The organism is Pelomonas dachongensis (assembly GCF_043555865.1).
Classification (GTDB): domain Bacteria; phylum Pseudomonadota; class Gammaproteobacteria; order Burkholderiales; family Burkholderiaceae_C; genus Pelomonas; species Pelomonas dachongensis.
Window position 1 is genome coordinate 64,541 of sequence record NZ_JBIGHY010000004.1, and the last position, 26,364, is coordinate 90,904.

29 protein-coding genes are annotated in these 26,364 nt (G+C 64.9%); 18 read left to right on the forward strand and 11 right to left on the reverse strand.

Annotation, left to right across the window (positions count from 1 at the left end):
• Positions 1-32: 32 nt before the first annotated feature.
• The 6 genes from ACG02S_RS12400 (at position 33) to dnaB (ending at position 5,352) form a co-directional block, all read left to right on the forward strand.
• The gene (locus ACG02S_RS12400; protein WP_394470777.1) at positions 33-2,102 is read left to right on the forward strand and encodes a sodium:solute symporter family protein; all 2,070 of its coding nucleotides are present in this window, start codon (positions 33-35) and stop codon (positions 2,100-2,102) included.
• Between the two features lie 159 nt (positions 2,103-2,261).
• A complete protein-coding gene (rpsF, locus tag ACG02S_RS12405) occupies positions 2,262-2,627 on the forward strand; it encodes a 30S ribosomal protein S6 (RefSeq protein ID WP_394470778.1) in 366 nt (121 codons plus the stop codon).
• A 50-nt stretch (positions 2,628-2,677) separates the two neighbouring features.
• Complete coding sequence (gene priB, locus ACG02S_RS12410) at positions 2,678-2,989, forward strand: primosomal replication protein N (RefSeq protein ID WP_394470779.1); 312 nt, start codon at positions 2,678-2,680, stop codon at positions 2,987-2,989.
• Between the two features lie 28 nt (positions 2,990-3,017).
• Positions 3,018-3,308, forward strand: a complete 291-nt coding sequence (rpsR, locus tag ACG02S_RS12415; protein ID WP_394397242.1) for a 30S ribosomal protein S18 — start codon at positions 3,018-3,020, stop codon at positions 3,306-3,308.
• 12 nt (positions 3,309-3,320) lie between these two features.
• Positions 3,321-3,773 (forward strand): 50S ribosomal protein L9, encoded by a 453-nt coding sequence (rplI, locus tag ACG02S_RS12420; RefSeq protein ID WP_394470780.1) that lies wholly within the window; start codon positions 3,321-3,323, stop codon positions 3,771-3,773.
• Between the two features lie 154 nt (positions 3,774-3,927).
• Entirely contained in the window at positions 3,928-5,352 is a 1,425-nt protein-coding gene (gene dnaB / locus ACG02S_RS12425; protein ID WP_394470781.1) for a replicative DNA helicase, read from the forward strand.
• Between the two features lie 490 nt (positions 5,353-5,842).
• Here the strand turns inward: dnaB and ACG02S_RS12430 are convergent, their stop codons facing one another.
• Entirely contained in the window at positions 5,843-6,733 is an 891-nt protein-coding gene (locus ACG02S_RS12430; protein WP_394470782.1) for a LysR family transcriptional regulator, read from the reverse strand.
• A 97-nt stretch (positions 6,734-6,830) separates the two neighbouring features.
• Between ACG02S_RS12430 and ACG02S_RS12435 the strand changes: the two genes are divergently transcribed.
• From ACG02S_RS12435 to ACG02S_RS12460, 6 genes are read left to right on the forward strand one after another with little or no spacing between them, the layout of a single operon-like run.
• Positions 6,831-7,169, forward strand: coding sequence for an HPF/RaiA family ribosome-associated protein (locus ACG02S_RS12435; RefSeq protein ID WP_394470783.1), 339 nt, complete (start codon positions 6,831-6,833; stop codon positions 7,167-7,169).
• 5 nt (positions 7,170-7,174) lie between these two features.
• On the forward strand, positions 7,175-7,606 hold the full coding sequence (locus ACG02S_RS12440) for a TerB family tellurite resistance protein (protein ID WP_394470784.1): 432 nt from the start codon (positions 7,175-7,177) through the stop codon (positions 7,604-7,606).
• A gap of 45 nt (positions 7,607-7,651) precedes the next feature.
• Positions 7,652-8,638, forward strand: a complete 987-nt coding sequence (locus tag ACG02S_RS12445) for a TerC family protein (RefSeq protein ID WP_394470785.1) — start codon at positions 7,652-7,654, stop codon at positions 8,636-8,638.
• Positions 8,635-9,585, forward strand: a complete 951-nt coding sequence (locus ACG02S_RS12450; protein ID WP_394470786.1) for a sodium-dependent bicarbonate transport family permease — start codon at positions 8,635-8,637, stop codon at positions 9,583-9,585. The genes ACG02S_RS12445 and ACG02S_RS12450 overlap by 4 nt, the downstream gene beginning before the upstream one ends.
• Positions 9,586-9,613: 28 nt before the next feature.
• The gene (locus tag ACG02S_RS12455) at positions 9,614-10,102 is read left to right on the forward strand and encodes a DUF456 domain-containing protein (protein ID WP_394470787.1); all 489 of its coding nucleotides are present in this window, start codon (positions 9,614-9,616) and stop codon (positions 10,100-10,102) included.
• A 58-nt stretch (positions 10,103-10,160) separates the two neighbouring features.
• Positions 10,161-10,370, forward strand: coding sequence for a hypothetical protein (locus ACG02S_RS12460; RefSeq protein WP_394470788.1), 210 nt, complete (start codon positions 10,161-10,163; stop codon positions 10,368-10,370).
• A gap of 40 nt (positions 10,371-10,410) precedes the next feature.
• Here ACG02S_RS12460 and ACG02S_RS12465 read toward each other — a convergent pair whose 3' ends face one another.
• The 7 genes from ACG02S_RS12465 to ACG02S_RS12495 all read right to left on the reverse strand — a co-directional run bounded on the left by ACG02S_RS12465 (position 10,411) and on the right by ACG02S_RS12495 (position 18,240).
• The gene (locus ACG02S_RS12465; protein WP_394470789.1) at positions 10,411-10,926 is read right to left on the reverse strand and encodes a hypothetical protein; all 516 of its coding nucleotides are present in this window, start codon (positions 10,924-10,926) and stop codon (positions 10,411-10,413) included.
• Between the two features lie 33 nt (positions 10,927-10,959).
• Positions 10,960-11,346, reverse strand: a complete 387-nt coding sequence (locus ACG02S_RS12470; RefSeq protein ID WP_394470790.1) for a hypothetical protein — start codon at positions 11,344-11,346, stop codon at positions 10,960-10,962.
• A gap of 99 nt (positions 11,347-11,445) precedes the next feature.
• On the reverse strand, positions 11,446-13,038 hold the full coding sequence (locus ACG02S_RS12475; protein WP_394470791.1) for a methyl-accepting chemotaxis protein: 1,593 nt from the start codon (positions 13,036-13,038) through the stop codon (positions 11,446-11,448).
• A gap of 142 nt (positions 13,039-13,180) precedes the next feature.
• A complete protein-coding gene (locus ACG02S_RS12480) occupies positions 13,181-13,543 on the reverse strand; it encodes a hypothetical protein (RefSeq protein WP_394471140.1) in 363 nt (120 codons plus the stop codon).
• A 968-nt stretch (positions 13,544-14,511) separates the two neighbouring features.
• Positions 14,512-16,032: an alpha/beta fold hydrolase gene (locus ACG02S_RS12485; protein WP_394470792.1), complete on the reverse strand. Its 1,521-nt coding sequence runs from the start codon at positions 16,030-16,032 to the stop codon at positions 14,512-14,514.
• A 1,096-nt stretch (positions 16,033-17,128) separates the two neighbouring features.
• Positions 17,129-17,407 (reverse strand): hypothetical protein, encoded by a 279-nt coding sequence (locus ACG02S_RS12490; RefSeq protein WP_394470793.1) that lies wholly within the window; start codon positions 17,405-17,407, stop codon positions 17,129-17,131.
• An 11-nt stretch (positions 17,408-17,418) separates the two neighbouring features.
• Positions 17,419-18,240, reverse strand: coding sequence for an SOS response-associated peptidase (locus tag ACG02S_RS12495; RefSeq protein WP_394470794.1), 822 nt, complete (start codon positions 18,238-18,240; stop codon positions 17,419-17,421).
• 565 nt (positions 18,241-18,805) lie between these two features.
• Here ACG02S_RS12495 and ACG02S_RS12500 point away from each other — a divergent pair.
• On the forward strand, positions 18,806-20,251 hold the full coding sequence (locus ACG02S_RS12500) for an RAD55 family ATPase (RefSeq protein ID WP_394471141.1): 1,446 nt from the start codon (positions 18,806-18,808) through the stop codon (positions 20,249-20,251).
• Between the two features lie 29 nt (positions 20,252-20,280).
• Complete coding sequence (locus tag ACG02S_RS12505; protein ID WP_394470795.1) at positions 20,281-20,721, forward strand: response regulator; 441 nt, start codon at positions 20,281-20,283, stop codon at positions 20,719-20,721.
• A gap of 188 nt (positions 20,722-20,909) precedes the next feature.
• Here the strand turns inward: ACG02S_RS12505 and mpl are convergent, their stop codons facing one another.
• The 3 genes from mpl to thiD are packed head-to-tail and all read right to left on the reverse strand — an operon-like array spanning position 20,910 to position 24,592.
• The gene (mpl, locus tag ACG02S_RS12510) at positions 20,910-22,316 is read right to left on the reverse strand and encodes a UDP-N-acetylmuramate:L-alanyl-gamma-D-glutamyl-meso-diaminopimelate ligase (protein ID WP_394470796.1); all 1,407 of its coding nucleotides are present in this window, start codon (positions 22,314-22,316) and stop codon (positions 20,910-20,912) included.
• Positions 22,317-22,344: 28 nt separating this feature from the next.
• Complete coding sequence (gene hemL / locus ACG02S_RS12515; protein ID WP_394470797.1) at positions 22,345-23,631, reverse strand: glutamate-1-semialdehyde 2,1-aminomutase; 1,287 nt, start codon at positions 23,629-23,631, stop codon at positions 22,345-22,347.
• 19 nt (positions 23,632-23,650) lie between these two features.
• Positions 23,651-24,592 (reverse strand): bifunctional hydroxymethylpyrimidine kinase/phosphomethylpyrimidine kinase, encoded by a 942-nt coding sequence (thiD, locus tag ACG02S_RS12520; protein ID WP_394470798.1) that lies wholly within the window; start codon positions 24,590-24,592, stop codon positions 23,651-23,653.
• A gap of 182 nt (positions 24,593-24,774) precedes the next feature.
• Here thiD and ACG02S_RS12525 point away from each other — a divergent pair, with 182 nt between their 5' ends.
• From ACG02S_RS12525 to ACG02S_RS12540, 4 genes are read left to right on the forward strand one after another with little or no spacing between them, the layout of a single operon-like run.
• Positions 24,775-24,927, forward strand: coding sequence for a rubredoxin (locus tag ACG02S_RS12525; protein WP_394471142.1), 153 nt, complete (start codon positions 24,775-24,777; stop codon positions 24,925-24,927).
• 49 nt (positions 24,928-24,976) lie between these two features.
• On the forward strand, positions 24,977-25,366 hold the full coding sequence (locus ACG02S_RS12530; RefSeq protein ID WP_394470799.1) for a response regulator: 390 nt from the start codon (positions 24,977-24,979) through the stop codon (positions 25,364-25,366).
• A 23-nt stretch (positions 25,367-25,389) separates the two neighbouring features.
• The gene (locus tag ACG02S_RS12535; RefSeq protein ID WP_394470800.1) at positions 25,390-25,755 is read left to right on the forward strand and encodes a response regulator transcription factor; all 366 of its coding nucleotides are present in this window, start codon (positions 25,390-25,392) and stop codon (positions 25,753-25,755) included.
• Between the two features lie 16 nt (positions 25,756-25,771).
• Entirely contained in the window at positions 25,772-26,302 is a 531-nt protein-coding gene (locus ACG02S_RS12540) for a chemotaxis protein CheW (RefSeq protein ID WP_394470801.1), read from the forward strand.
• Positions 26,303-26,364 lie beyond the last annotated feature (62 nt).

Sequence of the window (26,364 nt, forward strand, 5' to 3'; positions counted from 1 at the left end):
ACCCGGGCTTTTTTGCGGCCATCATCGCGCCCGTGTCCGCGCCCACTTCCCACGCCCGCCTGCATCGCCGATACCTGCTGTTCACGCTGAGCTTCATCGGGCTCGTCGTGGGCCTGGGGCTGGCCGAGAGCCGCGGCATGCCGAAGTCGTGGATCGGCTACACCTTCCTCGGCACCACGGTGGCGATCTACGCGGTCATCGGCATCCTGTGCCGCACCACCGATCCCGCGGAGTATTTCGTCGCCGGCCGCCGCGTGCCGCCGCTGTACAACGGCATGGCGGCCGGCGCCGACTGGATGAGCGCCGCCACCTTCATCGGCCTGGTCGGCACGCTGTATGCGAGCGGCTACGCGGGCCTCGCCTACGTGCTGGGCTGGACCGGCGGCTTCGTGCTGGTGGCGCTGTGCATCGCGCCGTACCTGCGCCGCTTCGGCCAGTACACGCTGGCGGACTTCCTGGCCGAGCGCTTCGAGAGCCGCACGCTGCGCCTGATGGGCGCGGGCGCCGCCATCCTGGTGTCGTTTGTCTACCTCGTCGCGCAGATTTACGGCGTCGGTCTCATCACGACGCGGCTCACCGGTCTGGGCTTCGAGGTCGGCGTGTTCGTCGGGCTGGGCGGCGTGCTGGTCTGCTCCTTTCTGGGCGGCATGCGCGCCGTCACCTGGACGCAGGTGGCGCAGTACATCATCCTGATCCTGGCCTACCTCGTGCCGGTCATGTGGCTCAGCGTGAAGCAGACCGGCTGGCCGCTGCCGCAGCTGGTCTTCGGCCAGCAGCTGCATCAGCTGGCCGAACGCGAGCGCGAACTGATCCACGACCCCGCCGAGTTGCAGGTGCGCGCCATCCACCAGCAGCGCGCGGACGCGGCGGGCGAGCGCCTGGCCGATGTGCCCGCCGCGCTGGACCAAGCCCAGGCCCAGGCCGCCGCACGTGTGGCGGGCCTGAAGGCGCAGGAGGCGCCGCTCGCGCAGATCCAGGCCGCCGAGAAGCAGCGCGCCGCACTGCCGCGCACGAGCGCGGAGGCGGAGGAGCGCTGGCGTCGCGAGCAGGCGAATGAAGCCCATCTGGCCCGGCCGCTGTCGGGGCTGGTGCCGCACACGCAGCCGTTTGCGGGCAACCCCGACGGCAGCCCCTCCGAGCAGGTCCAAGCCAGCGAATCGCGCCGCAATTTTGTGGCGCTGGTACTGTGCCTGATGGTGGGTACCGCGGGCCTGCCGCACCTGCTGACGCGCTACTACACGACCTCCTCGGTCGCGAAGGCGCGCGAGTCGGTCGCGTGGTCGCTGGTGTTCATCTGCCTGCTGTACCTGACCGCGCCGGCGCTGGCGGTCATGGTCAAGACCGAGGTGTTCACCGGCCTGGTGGGATCCAGCTTCGAGCAACTGCCGGCGTGGATCCGGCAATGGCAGCGGGTGGACCCCGGGCTGCTGTCCGCCGTGGACTTGAACGGCGATGGCCGGCTGCAATTGGGCGAACTGCACCTGCATCCCGATTTGGTCATGCTGGTGCTGCCGGAACTGGGCGGGTTGCCCTACGTCATCTCCGGCATGGTGGCAGCCGGCGGGCTGGCGGCGGCGCTGTCCACGGCGGACGGCCTGCTGCTGGCCATCTCCAGCGCGCTGTCCCATGACCTGTACTACAAGGCCATCAACCCGGAGGCCTCGCGAACGCGGCGAGTGACGTTGTCGAAAGCCTTGTTGCTGGCGGCCGCGCTGGCCGCGGCCGCAGTGGCGGCCAGCCGGCCCGCGGACATCCTCGCGGTCGTCACGGCGGCGTTCTCCATCGCCGGCTCCACTTTCTTTCCGGCGCTGGTGGCAGGCGTGTTTTGGCGTCGCGCCAACCGCGCCGGCGCGCTGGCGGGCATGGTGACGGGGTTGGCGGTCTGCCTGGGCTATCTGGCCGTCGCTCATCCGGGCTTGCGTGCCTTGGTGGGCCTGCCCGGGCCGGCGACCCTGATCTGGGCCATTCAGCCGGCCTCGGCGGGCCTGTTCGGCGTGCCCGCCGGGGCGCTGGCGCTGGTGCTGGTCAGCTTGCTGACCGCCGCGCCGGGCCAGCGCGCGCGCGAACTGGTCGACACGCTGCGCAGCCGTCCCGCGCCCTGAGGATCCCTGCTGGCCGTCGGCGCTGCGAGCGGACTTGGCCATTCCGCGAGTCCGGGCTAGAATTGCGGGTTCCCCCTTGCTGCACCGACGAGTAGACGCCGTGGTGCGGCTTCCACAGCCCCGTGATTTCCACGGGGCTGGAATCCACAAGGAGTAGATATGCGTCACTACGAAATCGTTCTGCTGATCCATCCGGATCAAAGTGAACAGGTTCCGGCCATGCTGGAGCGTTACAAGGGCCTCGTCACCGCCGGTGGTGGTGTCGTGCACCGTGTCGAAGACTGGGGCCGCCGTCAGCTGGCCTACCAGATCCAGAAGCTCGGCAAGGCTCATTACCTGTGCCTGAACATCGAGGCCACCAAGGAAATCCTGGGTGAACTCGAAACCGGCTTCCGCTTCAACGACGCCGTGCTGCGCCACCTCACCGTGGTCCAGGACAAGGCCATCACGACCCCTTCGGTCATGATGAAGGCCGTCGAGCGCGAAGAAGCCCGCAAGGCGCCGCAACAGCAAGAAGCGGCCTGAGCTGAAGCTCATTCGCTAGCACCAGGTTTCAGAGCAGCAACCGCCGACGTGTGAACCAGCTTTCGCTGTCGGCACAGATCCAGCAACTCGGACAAGTTCGCTACACACCCGCCGGGCTGATGGCCCTGGACGCAAGCCTCAAGGCCGAGTCCGAAGTCATCGAAGCCGGCAAGCCGCGCAAGGTTTCCCTGGAGATCAAGGCGGTTGCGGTGGGCGAGGTGGCCAAGCAGTTGCAGGCGCTGGGAATAGGTGGCCACGCGGTTTTCCGCGGCTTCCTGACCCACCAGCGCAACGGCCGGGGCTTCATCGCCCACGTCACGTTGATCGAACCCGTCGCTGCCCCGGAGCCCGGCAACATTTGATTCCGGATAGATTTAACAGAGGTCCAACATGCCCCCTCTTCGTGGCAAAGGTCGCTTCTCCAAAGACAAGAAGCCCAAGCGCAACCAACAGTCGTTGCTGTTCCGCCGCAAGCGTTTCTGCCGTTTCACGGTCGCTGGCGTCGAGAAGATCGACTACAAGGACATCGACACGCTGCGCGACTTCGTCGCCGAAAACGGCAAGATCACGCCCGCTCGCCTGACCGGCACGCGTGCCTTCTTCCAGCGCCAGCTGACCGTCTCGATCAAGCGCGCTCGTTTCCTGGCTCTGCTGCCGTACAGCGACCAGCACAAGGTCTAAGGAGCTGACGACATGCAAGTGATCCTGCTCGAAAAAGTGGCCAACCTCGGTAACCTCGGCGACGTCGTCAAGGTCAAGGATGGTTACGCCCGCAACTTCCTGATCCCGACCAAGGCCGCTCGTCGCGCCACGGAATCCGCGATCAAGGAATTTGAAGCCAAGCGCGCCGAACTGGAAAAGGTCGCCGCCGAGAAGCTGGCCGAAGCCCAGAAGCTGGGTGAGAAGCTGGCCGGCACGACCGTCCGCATCGCCCAGAAGGCCGGTGTTGATGGCCGTCTGTTCGGCTCGGTGACCAACGCCGACATCGCCGAAGCGCTGACCAAGGCCGGCACCGCCGTCGCCAAGGCCCAGGTGCGCCTGCCCAACGGTCCGCTGAAGACCATTGGCGAGTTCCCGGTGAGCGTCGTTGCCCATACAGACGTGGTGGTCGACATCACCGTCCACGTGGTGCCTGAAGCCGAGTAAATCTCGCTTCCCCTGATGTGCGGAGACACCCGGTCACCGCAACATCGAACGAAGGCCGATACCCTCAGGGTTTCGGCCTTCGGTCTTTATGGCCGGAGTTTTCCCGCGTCACCCACCGGCTGCTCCCAGCTCGTCCACAGCTTTATCCACAGGCATGTCCGCGATCTTCCCTGCCTCCTCCTCCGCCGTACCGCAAGACGATGAAGTGGCGCGGCTGCGCGTGCCGCCGCATTCGGTCGAGGCCGAGCAGAGCGTGCTCGGCGGCCTGCTGATCGACAACTCGGCTTGGGACAAGGCGGCCGACCTGCTGACCGACAGCGACTTCTACCGGTTCGAGCACAAGCACGTGTTCGCGGCCGTCGGCAAGCTCGTCAACGCCGGCAAGCCGGCTGACGTCGTCACCGTCTTCGACGAGCTGACGTCCGTGGGCCGAGCCGAGGAATGCGGGGGCCTGGCCTACCTGAACGCGCTGGCGCAGAGCGTGCCCAGTGCCGCCAACTTGCGACGTTATGCGGAGATCGTTCGGGAGCGCGCCATTCTGCGCAAGCTGGTGGCGACCAGCGACGAGATCGCCACCGCCGCGATGAATCCCCAAGGCCGTGCCGTTACGCAGATCCTGGACGAGGCCGAAGGCAAGATCTTCAAGATCGGCGAGGAGGGCTCTCGCAGCCGCCAGGGTTTCCAGAGCATGGACAACCTCGTCGTCGCTCTGATCGACCGCGTCAACGAGCTGGCGGAGGCCGGGCATCAGGACGTCACTGGCGTGCGCACCGGTTTCTACGACCTGGACAAGCAGACGGCCGGCCTGCAACCCGGCGACCTCATCGTGCTGGCCGCTCGACCGTCGATGGGCAAGACGGCGTTCGCGGTCAACATCGCCGAGAACGTGGCCATCAATGAGGGCCTGCCGGTCGTCATCTATTCCATGGAAATGGGCGCCGCGCAGCTGGCGCTGCGAATGGTGGGCTCCATCGGTCGCATCGACCAGAGCCACCTTCGCACCGGCCAGCTGAAGGACGACGAGTGGGGCCGCCTGTCGGAGGCGGTGGACAAGCTGGGCAAGGCCAGCATCTTCATCGACGAGAGCCCGGGCCTGTCGCCGTCTGAAGTGCGCGCGCGGGCCCGACGCCAGGCGCGAATCTGCGGCCAGTTGGGACTGATCGTCATCGACTACCTTCAGCTGATGAGCGGCAACGGCGGCGGCAGTGAGGAGAACCGTGCGACCGTGCTGGGCGAGATCTCGCGCGGCCTGAAGGCACTGGCCAAAGAACTGAAGTGCCCGGTCATCGCGCTGTCACAGCTGAACCGCTCGGTGGAGCAGCGCCCCGACAAGCGGCCCATGATGTCCGACCTGCGCGAGTCCGGCGCCATCGAGCAGGACGCGGACATCATCATGTTCATCTACCGCGACGAGTACTACACCAAGGATGAGTGCAAGGAACCCGGTGTGGCGGAGATCATCATTGCCAAGCAGCGGAATGGCCCGGTGGGGACCGTGAAACTGATGTTCCAGCGCATGCACACCAAGTTCGAGAATCTCGCGCCGGGCTACGTGGGCGTGGAGCGCGACGAGTACTAGTAAATGCCGTAACAGCGGCGCGTCTGTCACAAGGAAAGCGGATCCTTCAGAAGCTGCTGACCGAGGTCGTGCTGGGCAACGAGGCGCTGAAGGTGGAATTCGGCGTAAAGCGCTGAGCCCAACGGCGAAGAGGTGCACGGTTGGCACGACGTTGGAAGCGAACTCGATCACTGGACGGCGCGCCAGCGCCTTGGTCCAGGCCACGAGCCAGCGCATCGTCGAGCTGGCCCACGAGCGCCGCGCTTCGGCTACCGGCGCATCGGCGATCTGCTGCGCGCGGCGGCACGAAGATCAACGACAAGCACGTGTACTGGCTCTACAAGCTGGTTGGCCTGTCGGCGCGCGAGCGCCGCGGCAAGCAGCGGCTGAAGCTCGAGCGCGTGCAACTGGCGTCGCGCAACCCTATCGTCGATGCGACGTGCGATGTCGCACGGGATGCCCCCACGTCCCATGGGACTTCGCAGCGTGACTGCCCAGCTACTTTGCCAGCTCAGGCTTGGGCGGGTGACACCATGCGCCGCACCAGCGGATGTACGACACGCCGCTCGGTGCTGATGCCGTAGAAGTGCTCCACCACGCCGTCCAGCGCGCCGATATGGCGCACGCCGTACTGCGCCAGCAGTTGCTGGTGCACTAGCGAAGGCGCCGGGAATACGCCCAAGCCGCCTGCAGCGAAGATCTTCAGCAGCGCCGAATCCTCGAACTCGCCGACCACGCGCGCGGCAACGCCGTGCTGCATGAGCCAGCGGTCGATGTGCGGACGTACGGCCGCATTGGCGGCGGGCAGCAGCATTGGCACATCGGCCAGGCCCAGCGGGAAACGCTTCTTCGCGTGCGCCGCCAGCTCTGCTGTGCCATACCAGGCCAGCGCCGATGACCCCATCGCGTGGTTGAAAACCTTCAGGCCGGCGTGCGGCGGTGCGGGCCTGTCGGCCAGCACCAGATCGAGCTTGTGCACGGCCAGGTTGCCCAGCAGGTCGTCGAAGCGTTGCTCGTGGCACAGCAGCCGTAGCCCGGGCGTGGCCAGCACGGGCTGCACCAGGTGACGTACCACCAGCTTGGGCAAGGTGTCGCTGATGCCCAGCGCCAGCCGCACTGCAGGCCCCGCGCCGTCGCGCTCACGCAGCAGACCGGGCAGCGCCTCGCCGGCCTCGAAGATGACATCGGCCTGCTGCATCGCGCGCTGGCCCGCCTCGGTCAGCGCCACGCCGCGGCCCTCGGGGCGCAGCAGCTGCACGCCCAAATCGCGCTCCAGTTCGCGCACCTGCGCGCTGACCGTCTGCACCGCCATGTCCAACCGCGCGGCGGCGCGCGACATGCCGCCCTCCTTGGCGACCACCCAGAAGTAGTACAGGTGCCGGTAGTTGAAGTGCTGTGACATGTTCCTGGTTTTCGGGAAGTTCGCTCCCGTATTGTCTGCTTTCACGGAAGTCTCGGGCCGCCTATCGTGCGGCAGTCCTTCAACTTCGGAGATCGACATGCAAGTGAACTTCCAGTCATTGAACAGGGCGGCCGGCGACCTCGCCGCCTTCGTCGAGCGCCGCGTGCGCTTTGCGATGCGCCGCCGCGCCGACGCGGTGCCGCAGGTGACCGTGCGGTTGGAGGACTTGAACGGCCCGCGTGGAGGCCCCGACAAGGAGTGCCGCATCACGCTGCGCACCGAGGGTCACGGCACGCTGGTGGCGCGCGCGCTTGCCACTACGTGGCGGCGCGCGGTGCATGAGGCGCTGCTGCGCGCCGGACACCTGCTGGCGCGCGTAATTGGCCGCAAGCAGTCGCGCCGCCGCCCGACGCTGCCAGGTCCCGACGCCGCCTGACTTCCATGCGCAGCTATCCCACCGACAGTCCCCAGGCCGTGGCCCGTATCGTCTCGCTCGCGCTGCTGGCTGATGGCAACCTGCATCCGCGCGAGCTGGGTGCGTTGCAGCGCTTGCAGTTCAACCAGGCCGCTTCGCTGCCAGAGGGCACCTTGCAGACAGTGCTGCGAGACTTCTGCGAGGACTTGCTGGCCACGCATGCTGCCGCTCCGGCCAGCACGCTGACGCTGGACGACACCACGATCGACGCGCTGCTCGACGAGGTGCAGGACGAGTCGCTGCGCATCCGCGTGCTGCAGCTGTGCGCCGCCGTCATCGAGGCCGATGCCCACCTGGCTCGCAGCGAGTTTCGCGTGCTGCAGGCCGCCGCGAGACGCTGGCACGTCTCCATCGACCGTCTCGACCTTCTGCGCGCGTTGGACGCAGCACACGTCTGACGCCGTCGGCCCCTTCACCTTCAAACCAACAACTCAGAGGATCTCGTGGACACCCTGCTCACCCTGTTGCAAACCCCTTGGTTGGACAAGCCGGTCTGGGCCTGGATGGCATTCCTGGCCGTCGTCGTCGTGCTGCTGGTGCTGGACCTGGGCGTGCTGCACAAGGAGGAGCGCGAGATCGGCGTGCGCGAGAGTCTGCTGCTGTCGGCCGGCTACATCAGCATCGCGCTGCTGTTCGGCGCGTGGGTGTGGTGGTACATGGGCGCGCAGTCTGGCCTGGAGTACTACACCGGCTTCCTCATCGAGAAGTCGCTGTCGATGGACAACGTGTTCGTCATCGCGATGATCTTTGGCTTCCTGGGCATCCCGCGCGTGTACCAGCACCGCGTGCTGTTCTGGGGCATCCTGGGTGTCATCGTCATGCGCGCGGCACTGATCGGTGTGGGCGCGGCGCTGGTACAGAACTTCAGCTGGGTGCTCTACCTGTTCGGCGCCTTCCTCGTCATCACGGGCGTCAAGATGTGGCTGGCTGCCGAGCACGTGCCCGACATGGCCAACAACGCGGTACTGAAGTTCCTGCGCCGCCATCTGCGCGTCACCGACCAGCTGCAAGGCAATGCCTTCTTCGTGAAGCAGCCCGACACGGGCGGCAAGCTGGTGCGCCACGCGACGCCGCTGTTCCTGGCGCTTGCGATGGTGGAGATCGTCGACCTGGTGTTCGCCGTCGACTCGGTGCCAGCGATCTTCGCCATCACCAGTGATCCGTTCATCGTCTACACGAGCAATATCTTCGCCATCCTGGGCCTGCGCGCCCTGTACTTCGCGCTGGCGGCCATGATCCACCGCTTTCACTACTTGAAGTACGCGCTGGCCCTGGTGCTGGTGTTCATCGGCACGAAAATCTTTCTCGTCAACGTCATCGGCAAGTTCCCGCCCGCGCTGTCGCTGGGCATCACCTTCGGCCTGATCGCAGGTGGCGTTTTGGTGTCGCTCTGGAAGACGCGTGCGCAGGCGGTGGGCAAGCCGGCATGAACCAGCTGCTCGACCCCGCCATCCTGTTCTTTTGCTTCGGTATCGCGGCCGGGCTGCTGCGCTCCAACCTGGAGATTCCACCGGCCATCTCGCGCTTCCTGTCGCTGTACCTGCTGATGGCGCTGGGGCTCAAGGGCGGCTTCGCGCTGGCGCGGTCGGGCCTGACGCCCGAGGTCGCGGCCAGCCTCGGTGCCGCTTTGCTGCTGGCGGTGGCGGTACCGCTGGCGAGCTATGCGCTGCTGCGCCGCTCGCTCAACGGCTTCGACGCAGCGGCCATCGCCGCCACCTACGGCTCCGTCAGCGCGGTGACCTTCATCACCGCCGTGCAGTACCTCGACACGCAAGGCCTGCCCTACGGCGGCCACATGGCAGCGGCGATGGCACTGATGGAGTCGCCCGCTATCTTGCTAGCGGTGCTGCTGGCCAACCGCGCCCGCCGCCAGCAGGGCACGGTCCAGGTGGTGCCGCTGCGCGACGTGCTGCATGAATCGCTGACTGACGGCGCGCAGCTGTTGCTGCTGGGCGCGATGCTCATCGGCATGCTGACGGGCGACCGAGGCGAGGCGGCGATGCAGCCCTTCACCGGCGACCTGTTCAAGGGCATGCTGGCCTTCTTCCTGCTGGACATGGGCCTGTCTTGCGCCCGCCAGCTGGGCGCGCTGGGCGGCGCGCCGCGCTGGCTGCTTGGCTATGCGCTGGCCGCGCCCCTGGTCCATGCAGCCGTCGCGCTGACTCTGGGCCGGCTGTTGAGCCTTGAGCCGGGCAACACGGCGCTGCTGCTGGTGCTCGCGGCCTCGGCCAGCTACATCGCCGTACCCGCCGTCGTGCGTCACGCCATCCCGGAGGCCAGACCGGGCCTGTACCTGGGCCTGTCGCTTGGCGTGACCTTTCCTTTCAACATCCTCGTCGGCATACCGTCCTACATCCGCATCGCCCACGGCGGCTGATGCTGACGCAGCGTCAAGACCACTCACCATGCCGAGCACCGATGTTCTTCTCTGGATACTGACGGCCCTCCTGATGGCCGCCGGCCTCGCGGGCGCAGTGCTGCCGGTGTTGCCAGGTGCCGCGCTGGTGCTGGCCGGCGCGGTACTCGGCGCGTGGATTGACGGCTTCGAGCGCGTCGGAGGTTGGACGGTGGGCCTGCTGGTAGCGCTGGCTCTGCTGTCCTGGATCCTCGACTACGTGGCCGCGCTGTTGGGTGCCAAGAAAGTGGGCGCCAGCCGGCTGGCATTGATCGGCGCTGCGGTAGGCACCGTCGCTGGACTGATGTTCGGCATCGTCGGCGTGTTCGTGCTGCCTTTCATCGGTGCGGCACTCGGGGAGTACGTCGCTCGCCGCGACCACCAAGCGGCCACGCGGGTGGGTATTGCGACTGGGCTAGGTCTGCTTTTGGCACTGGTCGCGAAGGTCGTCATCGCCTTCGTGATGATCGGGGTTTTTGTGGCGGCGCTTGTGTTCTAAATGTTGCCGCGTCGCACTTGAAGGCTGCGGTTTTTCAGGAGGATTGGATCCACGGCCTATGTCGTTCCTGCTCAATCCGGTGAGTCGCTTCAACGCAGCGGCTTGCGGCAAGCGCGGCACTGCTGTCCGCAACGGTGCAGTGCGCGGGCAACAAGGTTCCGCCAGCCTCGTGTTCACCGATGGCGACATGGCCAACGCAGACTTTGTGCCCAGTGGACTCTGTCCGCTCGACAGCGATCCCGTGCCAGTCACCAGCGTGCCAAGCTAGACAGCCGCCAGGGCTCGAAAGGAGTGCAGCGACCCATTCGTCAGAGCGTTCGGTTTGGCCGACCGTCACGTTGGCGTACCCAACGCCGGCCCTTCTCCACGCCGCGCGAAGTTGAATAGCCTTGGCCGCTGCACCCGACGATCGGCTGTCGACAGGCCGATATCCTTTGCCGCTCGAAGCCCATCGGCGCCGGCCCGCTTGCCGCTGCGGAGCTCTTGCTCGAGCACCGGCACGCCGACCTCCCGTAGGCCAGCAGTTCCTCGAGGCTGATGCTCTTGTCGGCTGGCTTGAAGTCGGCGCGGCTCGAAGCAAGACCACCCTGCATCAGCGCGAATGTCAACAGGCCATGCTTGAGCGAGGGATCCTCCGCCGCCACATCTTCGGCCTGGCTGGCCGCGAGGATACGGGTCCCCTTGTCGTATGCGAGCTGCCCCAGTCCACGGGTCCCCAGCGGCCCTGGTCGGAATCCAGGCGAGGCTACCGAGGCGTCAGAGTGACAGGCATCGATGATCAGCGCAAACTCTCCCGCATCCACATCGCGAATCCAGGACGCCAAATCCTCAGTGCTGATCGCCGATGCCGACAGGACTTATGAGATCAGACGAGTGCTGCCCTTCGCGCCGAAGTCCTGCGGCAGCAGATAGAAAGTCCCTGGATAATCCACGTAGCCGTGCCCGGCGAAGGTCACGATCACCAGGTCGTCCGGAGTGGCTGCGGCGAGCCGAGATGCATCTGGCACGCCAGACAGGGCGGCGCTGGCTGACTCGTTGCCAGCCAATACGTTGAGCAGTGCGCGGATCTTGGCCTTGGTTGCGTTGCGATCCTTGACGCCATCCGCCAGCAATGCCACCGGCACCACATCGGCGTACTCCCCGTGTGCGCGCAGCCGCTTTGACAGCGACTCGATGGACAGCCTGTGTTGGAGGTTTCGGACCCGGACGCGGCATGTGACGGCTGCGCCGGTCTTCGTGCACATCACGTCGAGCCGAGCATCGAACTCGCAGTGTCACGCGCCGAATTTGGTCGTCGAGGCGGCGCCGGAGCATGCCGGTACAACCGACTGCAAACTCAACAACTAGATGGTTTTCTGGACTAATCTGAAGACAGCTACGGAATGCACCAACCCTTGCGCCTGTTGATTCAGCACGCCGGCCGCGGAGGCCATCTGCTCGACCAGCGCCGCATTTTGCTGGGTCGATTCATCCAGCCTCGCCACCGAGCTGCTGACGTGGTTGATGCCGTTGGCCTGCTCTTGAGTTGCCCGGCTGATCTCTGCGATCAGGTCGGCAACACGTTTGACTTCGTCCACGATGGCGGTCATGGCTGAACCGGCGTCATTGACCAGGCTGGAACCAACGACGACCTTTGTGACGCTGGCATCAATAAGCGCCTTGATTTCTTTGGCTGCCAGGGCACTGCGTTGTGCAAGATTGCGTACCTCGCCGGCTACAACGGCAAAGCCGCGGCCCTGGTCGCCTGCTCGTGCCGCTTCAACGGAGGCATTGAGCGCCAAGATGTTGGTTTGAAACGCGATGCCGTCAATCACACTGGTGATGTCGGCGATCCTGCTGGAGCTGTCACTGATCTCATCCATGGTGGACACCACCTGGCGAACAACAGCCCCGCCATTCTCAGCAGCCTTACGCGCCGACAGCGCCAGACGGCTGGCCTCTTGTGCAGTTTCCGCGTTCTGCCGCACCGTGGCGGTCATCTGCTCCATGGAGGAGGCGTTCTGCTGCAGGCTCGTGGCCTGTTGCTCTGTGCGTACTGACAGGTCCGAATTGCCCGTTGCAATCTCTTTCGAACCCGCCTCGAGGGACGTGGCCGTTGACCTCACCTGACTGACGATGCCGGCCAAGGCGGACTGCATGTCCTGCAGACAAGCGAGCACGCTGGTGGCAGGTACGGCCCCGGGTGCCTTCAGCGGACTCAGGTTGCCCGAGGCCACTTGTCGGGCGGCAGCACTGAGGGAAACCGGGTCCGCGCCGAGAGATCTCATGAGACTTCGGTGGATGGCGAAACCCATCAAGACGGCGATCGCCATTGACACGACCGAGGCGCCCATCAGCAGCGAGCGTTCCAGCTCGAATTCGCCAGCCGACGCCTCGATCTTGGCCATCCCGCCTTGCGCGATCAGGTTCGAGTAGTCGGCCGTATTCGCAATCAGCGCCTTGAGCAGCGGCTGGCATTCGGCGTTCATCTTCTCAATCGCCTGCTCCTTTTGGCCGGCGAGTGCCTTGGCCACAATGTCCAGGGCAACCGGTCCGTACTTGGATTCGAGCTCGATCATGCGTTCAAGCAGATCGCGCTCTGCGGCACTCACGCTCTGGGCGGAGTCCACCGCCTTGCGAAGTGCCGCAAGCCGTTCCTGCACGCGGTCATGAGCTCCTTTGACGGCGACCGTCTCCGCCTGGATGTCTTCTGCGCTGGTCAGCAGAATCAGGTTGCGTGCAGAGATGGCGCGAGCGCTGGCCGCCGCGCGGATGTCTCTAGCAAGGCTTCCTCGGCTGAACTCTTCCGTCACGAAACTATTGAAGCTGCCCTGAGACTTGCTCAGGCTCGCGATAGATAACGCCGTCATGGCGACCAAGATGGCGACCAGGATCGAGAAAGCCATCGTCAGCTTCGACTTGATGGTTTGTTGATCGAACTTGAACATCTTTTGCATGCCTCCTAGGCGTCAGCCGACGAAGCCTGACCATCGCTCTCTAAATGGGCCTGTCGAACGATCGCGCCCAAGGACGAACACTCGCATGCCGGATGCACTGTCGGCTCAGAACCTGCACGCAGGCCTTCGCGCGGTTTGACGACTACACCTTGAGGGAGCGCTCCACGTCGGTCAGCTTGTAGCGAGCCAGTGCCAAGTTGCCCTTCGCGCGGTCGAGCACCAGGTACAAAAAGAGGCCTTCCGCGTTGGGTACCAGGCGGATCAGGTGGTACTGATTGGCGAGCGTGATCAAGATGTCCTCGATGCCGTTGCGGATGCCCAGCGTCTCCATCGTCTTGAGCTTTGCGCGCACGACTTGCGTGTTGCCTGCAGCTGCCAGCTCTAGGTTGAGGCCGCCCCCAGCTTGGGCCAGGCACATGCCGCTGCGATAGTCCACCAGCGCCACGGCCAACGCGCCGTCAATCGTCATCGCGGCATCCATGGAGGGCTTCAGATTCGTCGTCATATGGATTTCTCGGTTCTCGTCGTTAAGAAAGTGGTCGTTCAGCAGTTCAACTTTGGTCAATTGCTCCATCAGCACGAACCAAAGCGTTTGTGGGTCGCTGTTGGGCAGTTGGTACTTGGTCACACCCTCACGCCGCTGGGTGGCGATGAAGCGGGTGAGGGCGATTTGCTCCATTACCGCAGTGGGCAGCAGGAGGAACCAGACGGCCGGCGCGTCGGCCATGCTGGGTTGGGTCAGCGCCTCAGCGAGAAGTGCGAGGGAACCGGGTCCCACCAAGACCGCCAGGGCCGCGGGGTTGGGGTTCAGGGCGGCCAAGTCCGCAGAGCTGGAAGGGCGGTGCCAGTCGATGCGCGGCGCACGTGCGACCTGGGCCAGAGGGATGTCCGTCCACTTGCCGAAGCCGGTCACCCCAGCCACCCCGAGTTGCTCCAGTGCGGACGCGCCGATGCGTGCGGTGAGGTCGAGCACGGAGATCTGAGGAGATGGCATATCAGGCAATGGGGCAGTCTTCGGGTTGAAGCAGAGGCAAGCGACACCACAGATGCGTTGGCGCGCTCGACCTGGCCAGCCTGTTTCGGTGGACCCGCTCCCATTCGCCTCTTGTCTTCTGCAACAAGAAGTATCGTCAGATCTGACGTATGTGGTTGTATTTTCTGACGGAAAGCGTGGAGCTCGTCACGCCTGACGGGTTGTCACAAGCAGTCCGTTGACACGTTGTCGGAAGCCAGCGCGGCCATGACCCCAGCAGTCCAGACGCTTTCCGACCCGGCCGATTTCCCATCGGCAGCCCAGGGTGCGTGCAGGACGGCGGTTGAAGAGGAACGGGCCAGCGCTGGTGATTGCCGTTCCTCTGCGGCAGACGCCGAGGTTCAGGCCGTGGACACGGCGCCTGCGGATTGACGCAGTCGTCCTTCGATGGCGCCAAGTCACCGACACAGACGGTCCAGAGGGGGTCTCAACCCAACCGGTCAGCCCAGGCTTGCGCAAAAGTCGTCGATGGCAATCTTGACTTGATCCGGAGCGCTGAGGTGCGGGCAATGGCCCGGAACATCCAGTCGAACCAGCTTGCTCTGCGGCATGGCGGCATGCATGTAGTCACCGACCGCCCGGGGCACCAGCGGATCGTCTCGGCATTGAATGATCAGCGTGGGAAGTTGTACGAGCGGTAGCAGCGCTCGCTGATCGGTCAGGAAACTCACCCGACCAAAATGTTGCGCCACCGAAGGGTCGCAACGGCAGAAGCGTTCCGTGAGCGACTTGGACAATGCGTGAGATCGCGGCGCCGCCATCAGTTCAGGGGCGAGGCGTCGCGCCCAAGGCAGGTAGTCCGCATCCATCTCCTTCAGCAGCGCCAACAGCTCGTCGCGCTCAAAGCCACCTTCGTATGTCGCGTCGTTGACGTAACTCGCGGAAGGCGTGACCAGGACCAACGCCTTGAAGTGTTGTGGAAGGCGCACTGCGGCCAGCAAGCCGATGGAGGCGCCCACCGAATGCCCCACCAGCACCGGCTGATCCAGATCCGCAGCGCTGCAGATTTGAATCAAATCTTTGGCGTGCCCATCCAGCGTTGCATGCCGGCCCACGCTGTAGGTTCGTGGAGATGAACCGCCGTGCCCTGCCAGGTCGTAGGACAAGGTCCGGCGCTGTGGCCCCAGGGCGCGAATTGTGCCGTCCCAGACGCCCTGGTCGCAGGCATAGCCGTGAATGAATACCAGCGGCGGGCTGGCGGCCGCAGGCCCTTGCAGGCGCACGTGGTGGCGCTGAATCAAGTCTGACGAGGGTTCTGCGGCCGCTGGTTCCGTCGCCAGGGGCGCGCAGAACCGATAGCCGACCTTTGCCACAGACTGGATGGGCGCGAAAGCCGCCCCGCTTTGTTGAATGCGACGTCGGAGTCGGTACATGACGGCTTGCAGGGCGTTGTCGCTGCAACGTGCAGCACTTTGACCCCAGACACGATGCATCAACTGCTCGCGGCTTACAGGCTCGCCCGACGCGAGCGCGAAGCTGGCAATGACTTGCTGCTCGGCTTCGCTCAAGTCAATCTCGTAGCCTTCTGGGGTGAGCAGGCGTGAGCTCGCCGCGGCGAACGTCCAGGGTGCATTGGTGGCGCCGGGTGGATGCACCCGTCTTTGCACGGCTTCAATGGCGGCCTGAACATCATCGGCACCCGCGTCGCCCGGCAGCACGAAATCCGCACCCGCGCGCAGCAGACTTGCGATCGGAGCGCTTCCCTGACCCAGCACCACCACGCCAGCTTGGCTGCGCTTGCGGATAAGCCGCAAGAGGTCCGGCACGGGCAGACCATGTTCCAGCGGCCCAATGACGAAGAAGTCACTGCCTTGCCAACCCGCCTCCAGCACGAAATCATCAGCATCGTCCGCGACGATGACCTCTGCCACCTGCCTCAGCGAAAAGGCGGGGCTGGGCCCGATCCAGGTCAAACGGTGAACAAGCACAGGTTCCTCGGCAACAACGTCAGTGACATCCACAAGCGGAGCGATTCGTGCGGGGCGGTTGTCGATAAGTTGCACTGAATGGTGCCCCATCACGTGCCGCCGTTCAGCTTTGGGCGGCTGCCCGACAACCGCTACTGCTACGCAGCGGCCGAGCAGTCTCGTCGAAATTTCGGCCGGTTCACCATGTCCTGACGATGCCGACATGGACGCGGTCGCACAGCAAGCCGCCCGCGACTCCGATAGCCCGAGTTCCGCCCTGCAACGCGCCACCTCCCAGGAATGCCAGCGCAGGCCACCTTTCGCTGTGATGTACGCCGCAGCCCTGCGCCCGCCGCGCAATGGACGTCAAGGGCGGTGTCCAGCGCCTTGCCGAGAGTTGCAAGCAGCGCCGGGCGCCGCATCAGCGCCGGGCGCCGCATCAGCGGCAGCACGTGCCGGGGGCGCGGGCAGAGGTCTTGGTGTGGGCGCCGGCAATAACGAGAGATCATTGCCAGGCTCGCAGGTGGTCCGACTCAAGCCTTCACCGTCTCAGCGCCGTCATACCCGGTGGCAATGGTCGCAGCCACATCAAGCGCGGTCATGTATGGGGCGCCCCACCAAAGTCCAACCCGTTCGCTCCGGCAACAGCCGCCGCAATTTCTTCAAGCGCTCCATTGCCGGCTCGCCGCACTCGTGGCTTCTGGCGCCTGAACCTGAGCGGCGTCGAGCAGGGTGCCGTCGTGCCCGAGCCGCGCCGCAGTGGCCTGATGTTGGCGGGTTTCTGAGCGTTGCGTGGGTCTTGCGCCAACGTCAGAAGAAGCAATCGCGGTAAGGCCAAACCGGGCGCCTGAGGCGCCTGCATTTCCCAGCGGGCCGCTGCCAAAGCTCGCCGTTTGTCGATCCAGTGGAATTTGATCTGCCTTTGGTGAAAGACTTGCCTTGTTTCGGCAAGAGGTGTGGCTGCAGCAGAAGGCAGGGCAGTAGTCTGACCCGTCGTTGAGCTCTTGAAGGAAACGCCCCGGACCGCTGCGGCTACAAAGCGACGCGACGACTCCACAAAAAAGGGCTCGACAGCTTTCACTGACAAGCCCAATACCGCGCCGTCAACAAGACACACGGCAACTGCTCCATTGCACACCGCGCGCGTGTCTCAGGTCATCATCGCGAACTCGCGATAACGGAGTTCTCTCGCCGACAAGGTGATCTGCTGTTCGGCGAGCTGCGCTTGCTGAACGCGCCCTTCTTGAACTGAACTCTCGTACAGCGCCATCAACTCGCGACTGGCTGCAATCCGTCGCTGCGCGGCAAGGATGGCGGGCGCGAACTCCGGGCTCGCGCTGAGCTTGTAGTCCAGATAGACATCATGCCGTTCAGGCCAGACCTGCCACCAGGCGACGATGCTCTCCACGCTGTTCAGATCGAGTTGCATGTGTACTCCAGTCAGAAGAGATCGCCCGTGATGGGGCCGGGGTGTTCGGGCGGCCGAGGCACCTGTTGCGAGGCCTTGGTGACGCGAGTGGTGCGCCTGCGCGGCTTTTCGACAGCAGCTGCATGCCACTCCGGCGCAAACATGTCCGGCACGGCCTGCCAGCTCTTGGGTTCACGGCGGGCGGCCGCGGTCTGCTCGCGCGGGGTAGCCTGCAAATGCTCGGCCGGGTAGCGCGCCAGAAGCCGCTGCGCATCCTTCAGTGAGCCGTACAACCACAACTCCTGCGCGCTGATCGGCAGGATGACCGGCATGCGCTTCTCGTGGTCCGGCGCGTTCATGCGCCCAAAGACTTCATGGCCGTCGGCGTTGATGGTCAGCATGCTGAACGACAGCAGCTTCTCGCCCACTGGGCTTGTCCACTCGCTCCACAGGCCCGCCAGGCCCATGGGCTCCTCATCAGCTCGCTGGATCTGCCACATCTGCGGCCGTCCCGACTCGTAGTTCCACTCGGAGATCCGTTGCACTGGGATCACGCAGCGCCGCCCGGCCCACCAACTCTCCCGGAAAGCCGGCTTGGACTTCATCGTCTCGGTCCGGCAGTTGTTGGTGTGCTTGCCAAAACTGATGTCGGTCGCAAAGTGCGGCAACAGCCCCAGCAGGCCAAAGTTGGCGTCACCCAGTGCATCGGGCGACTTCACTTCCGAGCGCACGATGAAAGGCGCCACGACGCCGGCACTGCAATGAGGCGCAGGATCCGCATCGTCAGGCAGCGAGATGCCGAAGCAGGCCAGCAGCCGGTCGTTGTCCGTGACGGGTTCGTAGTTCGAGCACATAGGGAACGCAAGCGCTGCCTTGGGGAAGCCGCCCTGCCGTTCGTGGCGCGCTTCACGCCTGGCATGTGGCAGCTCGACAAGGCCGATGGCGCAATGATACTGTATGAAAATACAGTACAACAACAATGAATCTCCAGCCCCCGCTCAGAACACTGCCGGCCCACTGGCGCAGCCGTTTCCAGCCCATGTCGAGGCGGCGCTGTGGCATGGCAACGAGCTTCGTCCACCGCCTGCCAGCGTGCGCGCAACTGGATGGGCTGCCTTGGACTCTGAGCGGTGGGGTCTGGCACGCCGATGCAAGGCTGCGCCGCGAGCGCACCTGACGGTGCCTCGGCCCGTTTTGGCTTCGAAGACACCATGTGCAACGCGAAGAATCATGGGAACTGTGGATGTGGATGTGGATTCGGAGGCGAGGGCCGCTTGAGAATGCATGTGTTGAACGTGCCGCCGGTGCTCGATCTGCTTTCCGTTCCGCGGATATCCCAACGTTCCATCTCGATGCACGTGCTGGACTTCATTCGATTTGTGCTGGCGATAGCAGTCGCGCTTGTTGGCTGGAACGCTGGTGCGCGCTCGGCACAACGGCTTCGCACCCCAACCCTCGCAGTACGATTGCTGTATAGAAACAAGTTTCCCGGAGCGCTGCTCCACCAACGATCCAGTCCACTTCAGCTCGATGAACAGATTTCCCACGACGATCCCGGGACTTGACGAGATCCTGCACGGCGGCCTGTTCGAGGGCGGTGTCTACATACTGGAAGGTCCACCAGGCGTTGGGAAGACAACGCTCGCCAACCAGATCGCATATTCCCACGCGCTTAAAGGGCAGAAAACGCTCTACGTGACCATGCTGTCGGAGTCGCACGCGCGCATGGTCCAGCACATGGACGGGCAGGCGTTCTTCCACAAATCTGCGGTCAACTCACTGGTTCTCTATATCAGCGGATACCGAGAACTGGAAACCGAAGGACTCAAGGCGGTGATCGGGCTGCTTCGTGGAGAACTCGCGCGCAGCGGTGCAAGCTTGCTGGTGGTCGATGGTCTGGTGGTCAGCGCGCCGGATATCGATGAAGGCGTTCGGCAGTTCGTGCACGAGCTGCAGAGCCTCGTGATCGCAATGAGCTGTACCTGTTTGCTGTTGACCAGCGGTCGGGGCAACGCGCTCAGCGCAGAGCAGACGATGGTTGACGGCATTTTTACGTTCGAAGATCACCTGTTTCGCGGCAAAGCCGAGAGGCGCTTCCAGGTTCGCAAGTTCCGCGGCAGTGAGGTCGTGCGTGGGCAGCACTCCTTTTGCATCACCAGCGATGGCCTCAGGTTTTTCCCGCGCCTGGAGAGCCTGCCGTTGCGGCCCAAGGAAGCTGCGCCGGCCTGCAGAGTCAAGCTGGGCACTCGAGCCGTCGACGACGCGCTCAACTACGACGGCGTCGGGTCAGGCACGATGTCTCTGGCCGTCGGCGAGAGTGGCACTGGCAAGACCCTGCTCGCACTGGCATTTGCAGCGCAGGCCTCTGTAGAACAGCCTGGCCTTCTTCTTCTCGGTTCGCCTGAAACGCCATTTGATGCCTGCGCGCTGGCCGAGGGGTTTGGTATTCCGCTGAAACAGGCGATGGCCAGCGGCGCATTGCATGTGCAGTCCATCGGGCAAACCGATGAATCGTTGGATGAAATGGGACACAAGATCCTGCGCCTAGTCCACGAACGCAAGGCAGCTCGTGTCGCGCTGGACGGCCTTGCAGCGCTTGCGGACACGTCCGCATTTCCCGAGCGAGGCCACCGTTTCCTCGGCAGACTACTCCATGAACTGAGGCGAGCGCATGCGACTTCGCTGTTTACGCTGGACCCCGCCGAACTCTCGCTTGCAGGTGGAACGCCCCTAGCCCCCGGCGTGTCAGCTCTGTTTGACAATTTGTTGACGCTTACGGGAGGGAGAGAGCGTCAATTGACGGTTGCAAAGATGCGTGGCGCTCCTACAGCCACTACGTCTGTAGCGTTGGTAGGCTCGGCGTAGACGCGCGAGGGGCGTCGAGAGGGTTGTCCATGCAGCTGATCTTGGTCGTTGAAGATGAGTACGGCGCTGCGGAGGTGATGGAACTGGTGCTGGCCGCTCAGGGCTATCGGGTGGCGTCGGCTCCCAATGGGAAGGCCGCCTTGGATCTGCTCGCCACGGAGAAGCCGGCAGTCATCGTGTCCGACTTCATGATGCCGCACATGAATGGCGCGGAATTGGGCACGGCCGTTCGGGCAAACTCCGCCTGGAGTGACATTCCCTTCGTCTTCGTCAGCGGTACGAGCGAGGAAGTCGTCGGAGCCGCGTTTTCTGACTACGACTGCTTCCTGTCCAAACCTGCGGACGTGAACAGACTGCTTGGTGCAATCCGCGACTTCATCGGTGGCCGCAAGCCGCGCATCAACGCGAAGGACGTGAACAAGTCGATGCGTCATCTGCTGAAGGGCATCGAAATTCCGCCGGACGCCTGAAGCGGCGCCGAGGCGAGCGCCGCCTTCGCTCCACGGCGTCCATGTCGGTCTGACGGTGCCGCACCTGGCGGTACGACGTGCAATCCGTTTGTTGGCCGATCGCCTTCAGCCCGCAGCTGACGTCCTGGAGCCTCAGGCTCGGGCGGCCAAGCTTTGCAGGAGCTTGTCGTGAATGCCGCCCTCGAGCCTCAGGCTCGGGCGGCCAAGCTTTGCAGGAGCTTGTCGTGAATGCCGCCAAAACCGCCGTTGCTCATGCACAGCAGGTGGTCGCCCGGCTTGACCGCCTTGATGATGGCCGCGACGAGATCCTCGACGTCGGCGCCGACCATCGCTTGCGCGCCCATTGGCGCCAGCGCTTCCTTCGCGTCCCAGCTCAGACCCTGCTGGTTGCAGAAGGCCAGGTCCGCTTCCTCCAGCGCCCAGGGCAGTTGCGCCTTCATCGTGCCCAGCTTCATCGTGTTGGAGCGGGGCTCGAAAATGGCCAGGATGCGCTCGGCCGGCGCGATGCGGCGGCGCAGGCCGTTGATGGTGGTGCGGATGGCGGTCGGGTGGTGCGCGAAGTCGTCGTAGACCTTGATGACGCCCCCAGCTCGACTGATTTCGCCGCGCAACTCCATGCGCCGGCGCACGTTCTGGAACTCGGCCAGCGCCGCAGCCGACTGCTCCGGCGTCACGCCGACATGCTCCGCTGCGGCAATGGCCGCCAGCGCGTTGAGCTGGTTGTGCTCGCCGATCAGTCCCCATTCGACACGCGCCACTTTAAGGCTGCCGCGCAGCACGTCGAAGGCCTGCGGCTCGCCGCGCGCGCGCAGCATGCCGGCCTCCTCTTTTTTGGCGCCGAAGCGGAGCACCTCGCTCCAGCAGCCGCGTGCGATGACGCGCTGCAGCGCCTCCTCGCGGGCGTTGACGACCAGCCGGCCGCTCGCGGGCACGGTGCGCACGAGGTGATGGAACTGCGTCTCGATGGCGGCCAGGTCAGGGAAGATGTCGGCGTGGTCGTGCTCGAGGTTGTTCAGGATGGCCGTGCGTGGCCGGTAGTGCACGAACTTGCTGCGCTTGTCGAAGAAGGCGGTGTCGTACTCGTCCGCTTCAATGACGAACGGCGCGCCCACGCAGCGCGGTAGCGCAGCTTCCACGGCCCCCAGCCGCGCCGACACGCCGAAGTTCTGCGGCACGCCGCCGACCAGGAAGCCGGGCTTCTGACCGGCATGCTCCAGGATCCAGGCCAGCATGGACGTCGTCGTGGTCTTGCCATGCGTGCCGGCCACGGCCAACACGTGGCGGCCTTGCAGCACGTGCTCCGCCAGCCATTGCGGGCCCGACACGTAGGGCAGGCCGGCGTCCAGGATGGCTTCCATCAGCGGGAAGCGCTCGCCGCGCGTGACGACGTTGCCGATGACGAAGACGTCGGGCTTGAGCTCCAGCTGCTCGGCGCCGAAGCCCTCAACCAGCTCGATGCCCAGGGCTTCGAGCTGCGTGCTCATGGGCGGGTAGACGTTGGCGTCGCAACCGGTCACGCGGTGGCCGGCCTCGCGCGCGAGCGCCGCCAAGCCGCCCATGAAGGTGCCGCAGATGCCGAGGATGTGGAGATGCATGGCAGTCGCGCCCCGGGGCGCCTGAAGATCAGCGCAGAGCGGTGCGCGCGGCCGAAAGCGTGGTCTCGATGTCCGTTGCGCTGTGCGCGGCCGACACGAAACCTGCCTCGTACAAGGCCGGAGCAAGATAGATGCCGGCATCCAGCATCGCGTGGAAGAAGCGGTTGAAGCGCTCCTTGTCCGTCGTCATGACGGTGGTGTAGTTCTGCGGCAGCTCCGGCAGCAGGAAGAAGCCGAACATGCCGCCCTCGCTGTCGGCGCTGAACGGCACACCGTTCTCGGCGGCCACCGCCTTCAGGCCTGCCACCAGTTGCTGGGTCTTGGCCGTCAGCGATTCGAAGAAGCCGGGCTTCTGGATTTCCTTCAGCGTCGCCAGGCCGCAGGCCGTGGCAACCGGGTTCCCCGACAGCGTGCCGGCTTGGTAGACGCCGCCCAGCGGCGCCAGGTGTTGCATGACCTCGCGCCTGGCGCCGAAGGCCGCCAGTGGCATGCCGCCGCCAATGACCTTGCCGAAGACCGAGATGTCTGGTGCGAAGCCGGGGATGAGCGTGGCGTAGTGCGACTGTGCGGAGCCCAGTGCAACACGGAAACCCGTCATGACCTCGTCCAGCACCAGCAGTGCACCATGCCGTGTGCACAACTCGCGCATCGCGGTCATGAACGGCACGGACGCGCGCACGAAGTTCATGTTGCCGGCGATGGGCTCCACGATGACGCAGGCCAGCTCGTTGCCGTACTGCGCGAACGCGGCTTCCAGCTGCTCGACGTTGTTGTACTCCAGGACCACCGTGTCAGCGGCCGCGCCGGGCGTGACGCCCGCGCTGGTCGGGTGGCCGAACGTGGCCAGGCCCGAGCCGGCCTTGACCAGCAGCGCGTCCGTGTGGCCGTGGTAGCAGCCCTCGAACTTGATGAACTTCGCCCGGCCTGTCGCCCCGCGCGCCAGGCGGATGGCGCTCATCGTCGCCTCGGTGCCGGAGCTGACCAGACGCACCTGATCCATGCTGGGCACCAGCTTCAGGATCTGCTCGGCCAGCTCGATCTCGCGCTCGGTCGGCGCGCCGAACGAGAAGCCTTCGACGGCCGCTTTCTGCACCGCCTCCAGCACCGCCGGGTGGCCATGGCCCAGGATCATCGGCCCCCAGGAGCCGATGTAATCCACATAGCGCTTGCCTTCGGCGTCGTAGATGTAGGCGCCGTGGCCTCGTGCAATGAACCGCGGCGTGCCACCGACAGCCCGGAAGGCACGTACCGGCGAGTTCACGCCACCGGGAATGACGCGCGCGGCGCGTTCGAACAGCTGCGAATTGGTAACCATCGGAAAGCTTTGATAGGTTTCAGTGCATGCGCCGAGGCGATTTGGGCGGCTGCTCGGGCTCGACATCTTCGAACGCGGGCTCGCCCCCTTCCTCGTCGGCTGGCGGCAGCGCCCAGAAGAAGCGATCCGGCACCACGTTGCCCATGCCGGGGCGGAAGCCCGCGTCCAGCGACTGATCCAGAAAGGACAATGCCTCGCTGACCGCGGAGTGCAGTTCGGCGCCGACCGACAGCAGCGCCGCCAGGGCGGCAGCCAGCGTGTCGCCGGCACCCAAGAAGGCCGTTTCGAAGCGCTCGAACTTCTCGCCGGCGATGGGGCCGGAAGCGTTCGCCAGCACGTTGTCCACGAACTGGTTGGGCAGCTGCATGCCGGTGACGAGCACATGCTGGGCGCCCGCCTGCGCGGCCGCGACCGCCAGCTCGCGGGCCGACGGCGTGCGCTCGTTGTCCCAGTCCGGCAGCAGGAAGTCGGTCATCGTCTTGTGGTTGCCCACCAGCACGGCCGTCTGCGGCAGCACCAGCTCGCGCAGCGCGTCCAGGTAGCTCTGCTGCTCGTCCTCGTCGATCCAGGCGATGGAGGGCAGGTAGGTCACCAGCGGCACATCGGGGTAGTCGCTCAGCACCTCGGCGACGGCGCTCACCGCCTCGGCGTTGCCGAGGAAGCCGACCTTCCAGGCCGTGATGGGCACGTCTTCCAGGATGTGGCGGGCCTGCTCGGCAACGACGTCAGGGTCGAGGTTGTGGTGCTCGAAGGTCTCGGCCGTGTCACGCAGCACGACCGCCGTCACGACGGGCAGGCAGTGCGCGCCCATCGCGGCGATGGTGGCGACGTCGCCGGCCAGACCACCGGCGCCGCATGCGTCGCTGGCATTGAAGCTCAGTACGCAGGCCGGCGGCGGGTTTTCCTGGTCGTCCGGCGTCGGATCCGCTTGAGCGTCGTGGGGGAGTGAGGAGGGGCTCATGGAGGGTCGGGGCTGTGCGGCCGAAGAGCTGCAGAAAAGCGTGGAGTCTGCCGCTAAATGGGCCGTTCCGTGAGTCTCAGCACAGGCGTTTGCCCTCAGCATTGCGCTTCCGGGCCCTGGCTAGAATGATTCGATTGTAGTGAGCAAAACCAGAGCAACACGTGAGCGAACCCAGTACTTGGATGTGCCTGATCTGTGGATGGATCTATGACGAAGAAACGGGCGATCCCGAGCACGGCATTGCGCCGGGCACCAAATGGGCAGACGTCGACATGAACTGGGTTTGCCCCGACTGCGGCGCGCGCAAGGAAGATTTTGAGATGGTGCGGATCTGATTCGGTTTGCCGGCCCGGCCCCGAGCTGACAGTTCAGAGGAGACGAGGTTTGAACGAGCAAGTTTCCGGCACCGGCCCTACGCGGGTCCTGGTCATCGACGACAGCAACACCATTCGCCGCAGCGCGGAGATCTTCCTGAAACAGGGCGGCCATGAGGTCGCTTTGGCTGAGGACGGTTTCGACGCGCTCGCCAAACTGGGAGATTTTCATCCCGACCTGGTCTTCTGCGACATCCTGATGCCGCGCCTGGATGGCTACCAGACCTGCGCCATCATCAAGCGCAACCCGGAGTTCTCGGGGGTGCCGGTCATCATGCTGTCGTCCAAAGACGGCCTATTCGACAAGGCGCGAGGGCGCATGGTGGGGTCGCAAGACTACCTGACCAAGCCCTTCACCAAGGATCAGCTGCTTCAGGCCGTGCTGCAGCACACCCCCTGAGCGCAACAGAAGCGAGAACAGCCATGAGCATCCAGAACATTTTGCTGGTCGACGACTCCAAGACAGAACTTCACGCGCTGTCGGAGATGCTGACCAAGCGCGGCTATCAAGTGCGCACCGCCGAGAACGGCGAAGAGGCGATGAAGCGGCTGGCTGAGGCCAAGCCCGACCTGATCCTGATGGACGTCGTCATGCCCGGCCAGAACGGCTTCCAGCTGACCCGGGCCATCACGCGCGATGAGCGTTTCATCGGCGTGCCGGTCATCATGTGTACCAGCAAGGGTCAGGAGACCGACAAGGTCTGGGGCATGCGCCAGGGCGCCAGCGACTACGTCGTCAAGCCGGTCAAGGCCGAGGAGCTGCTGGCCAAGATCAAGGCGCTGGGCTGAACGGGACCGCGCAGACATGGCCAATAAGACCGCTCTCCGTGAATTGCAGCAACGCCTGGCCGAACGCATGCAGGCCGCGCGCGAGACCACGCTGATTGCCAACTGGCTGGCCGTGGAATGCGCGGGCGTGGGTCTGCTGTTCTCGCTGAAGCAGGCCAGCGAGATCTTCGCGCCAGTGCCCATCAAGGCCGTGCCGTACGCCAAGCCCTGGTTGAACGGTGTGGCCAATCTGCGCGGCGGCCTGTTCACCGTCGTGGACCTGGCGGTCTACCTGGGCCTGCGTGAGCCGCTCGCGGCCCGCCATGTGTCCGCGCAGGCGCGGCTGGTCTCGATGAACAGCGACCTGAATCTGAACTGCGCGCTGCTGGTGGACCGGCTGGCCGGCCTGCGCAGCAATGAGCAACTGCCGCTGGCCGAAGAGCAGCCGGCAGGTCCGCTGCCCCGCTTTGCGGGTGCGCTGCGGCGTGATGAAGCCGGCCGGCGTTGGCAAGAGATCAATCTTGAGGCGCTGGCGAGGCAGGAAAACTTCTTGCATATCGTCGCGTGATCCGCGAGAGCGAGTCCCGAGGTCCGCGTGGGATCGCGGACGTCACAAACAATTGAAGGGCG

Coding starts and splice junctions, on each gene's coding strand:
- ACG02S_RS12460 (WP_394470788.1), top strand. CDS start 10,161: ATGTCGTTCCTGCTCAATCCGGTGAGTCGCTTCAACGCAGCGGCTTGC.
- rpsF (WP_394470778.1), top strand. CDS start 2,262: ATGCGTCACTACGAAATCGTTCTGCTGATCCATCCGGATCAAAGTGAA.
- rplI (WP_394470780.1), top strand. CDS start 3,321: ATGCAAGTGATCCTGCTCGAAAAAGTGGCCAACCTCGGTAACCTCGGC.
- ACG02S_RS12435 (WP_394470783.1), top strand. CDS start 6,831: ATGCAAGTGAACTTCCAGTCATTGAACAGGGCGGCCGGCGACCTCGCC.
- ACG02S_RS12525 (WP_394471142.1), top strand. CDS start 24,775: ATGTGCCTGATCTGTGGATGGATCTATGACGAAGAAACGGGCGATCCC.
- ACG02S_RS12430 (WP_394470782.1), bottom strand. CDS start 6,733: ATGTCACAGCACTTCAACTACCGGCACCTGTACTACTTCTGGGTGGTC.
- ACG02S_RS12450 (WP_394470786.1), top strand. CDS start 8,635: ATGAACCAGCTGCTCGACCCCGCCATCCTGTTCTTTTGCTTCGGTATC.
- ACG02S_RS12470 (WP_394470790.1), bottom strand. CDS start 11,346: ATGTGCACGAAGACCGGCGCAGCCGTCACATGCCGCGTCCGGGTCCGA.
- ACG02S_RS12505 (WP_394470795.1), top strand. CDS start 20,281: ATGCAGCTGATCTTGGTCGTTGAAGATGAGTACGGCGCTGCGGAGGTG.
- mpl (WP_394470796.1), bottom strand. CDS start 22,316: ATGCATCTCCACATCCTCGGCATCTGCGGCACCTTCATGGGCGGCTTG.
- ACG02S_RS12540 (WP_394470801.1), top strand. CDS start 25,772: ATGGCCAATAAGACCGCTCTCCGTGAATTGCAGCAACGCCTGGCCGAA.
- rpsR (WP_394397242.1), top strand. CDS start 3,018: ATGCCCCCTCTTCGTGGCAAAGGTCGCTTCTCCAAAGACAAGAAGCCC.
- hemL (WP_394470797.1), bottom strand. CDS start 23,631: ATGGTTACCAATTCGCAGCTGTTCGAACGCGCCGCGCGCGTCATTCCC.
- thiD (WP_394470798.1), bottom strand. CDS start 24,592: ATGAGCCCCTCCTCACTCCCCCACGACGCTCAAGCGGATCCGACGCCG.
- ACG02S_RS12475 (WP_394470791.1), bottom strand. CDS start 13,038: ATGCAAAAGATGTTCAAGTTCGATCAACAAACCATCAAGTCGAAGCTG.
- ACG02S_RS12495 (WP_394470794.1), bottom strand. CDS start 18,240: ATGTGCTCGAACTACGAACCCGTCACGGACAACGACCGGCTGCTGGCC.
- ACG02S_RS12440 (WP_394470784.1), top strand. CDS start 7,175: ATGCGCAGCTATCCCACCGACAGTCCCCAGGCCGTGGCCCGTATCGTC.
- ACG02S_RS12490 (WP_394470793.1), bottom strand. CDS start 17,407: ATGCAACTCGATCTGAACAGCGTGGAGAGCATCGTCGCCTGGTGGCAG.
- ACG02S_RS12480 (WP_394471140.1), bottom strand. CDS start 13,543: ATGACGACGAATCTGAAGCCCTCCATGGATGCCGCGATGACGATTGAC.
- ACG02S_RS12455 (WP_394470787.1), top strand. CDS start 9,614: ATGCCGAGCACCGATGTTCTTCTCTGGATACTGACGGCCCTCCTGATG.
- dnaB (WP_394470781.1), top strand. CDS start 3,928: ATGTCCGCGATCTTCCCTGCCTCCTCCTCCGCCGTACCGCAAGACGAT.
- ACG02S_RS12535 (WP_394470800.1), top strand. CDS start 25,390: ATGAGCATCCAGAACATTTTGCTGGTCGACGACTCCAAGACAGAACTT.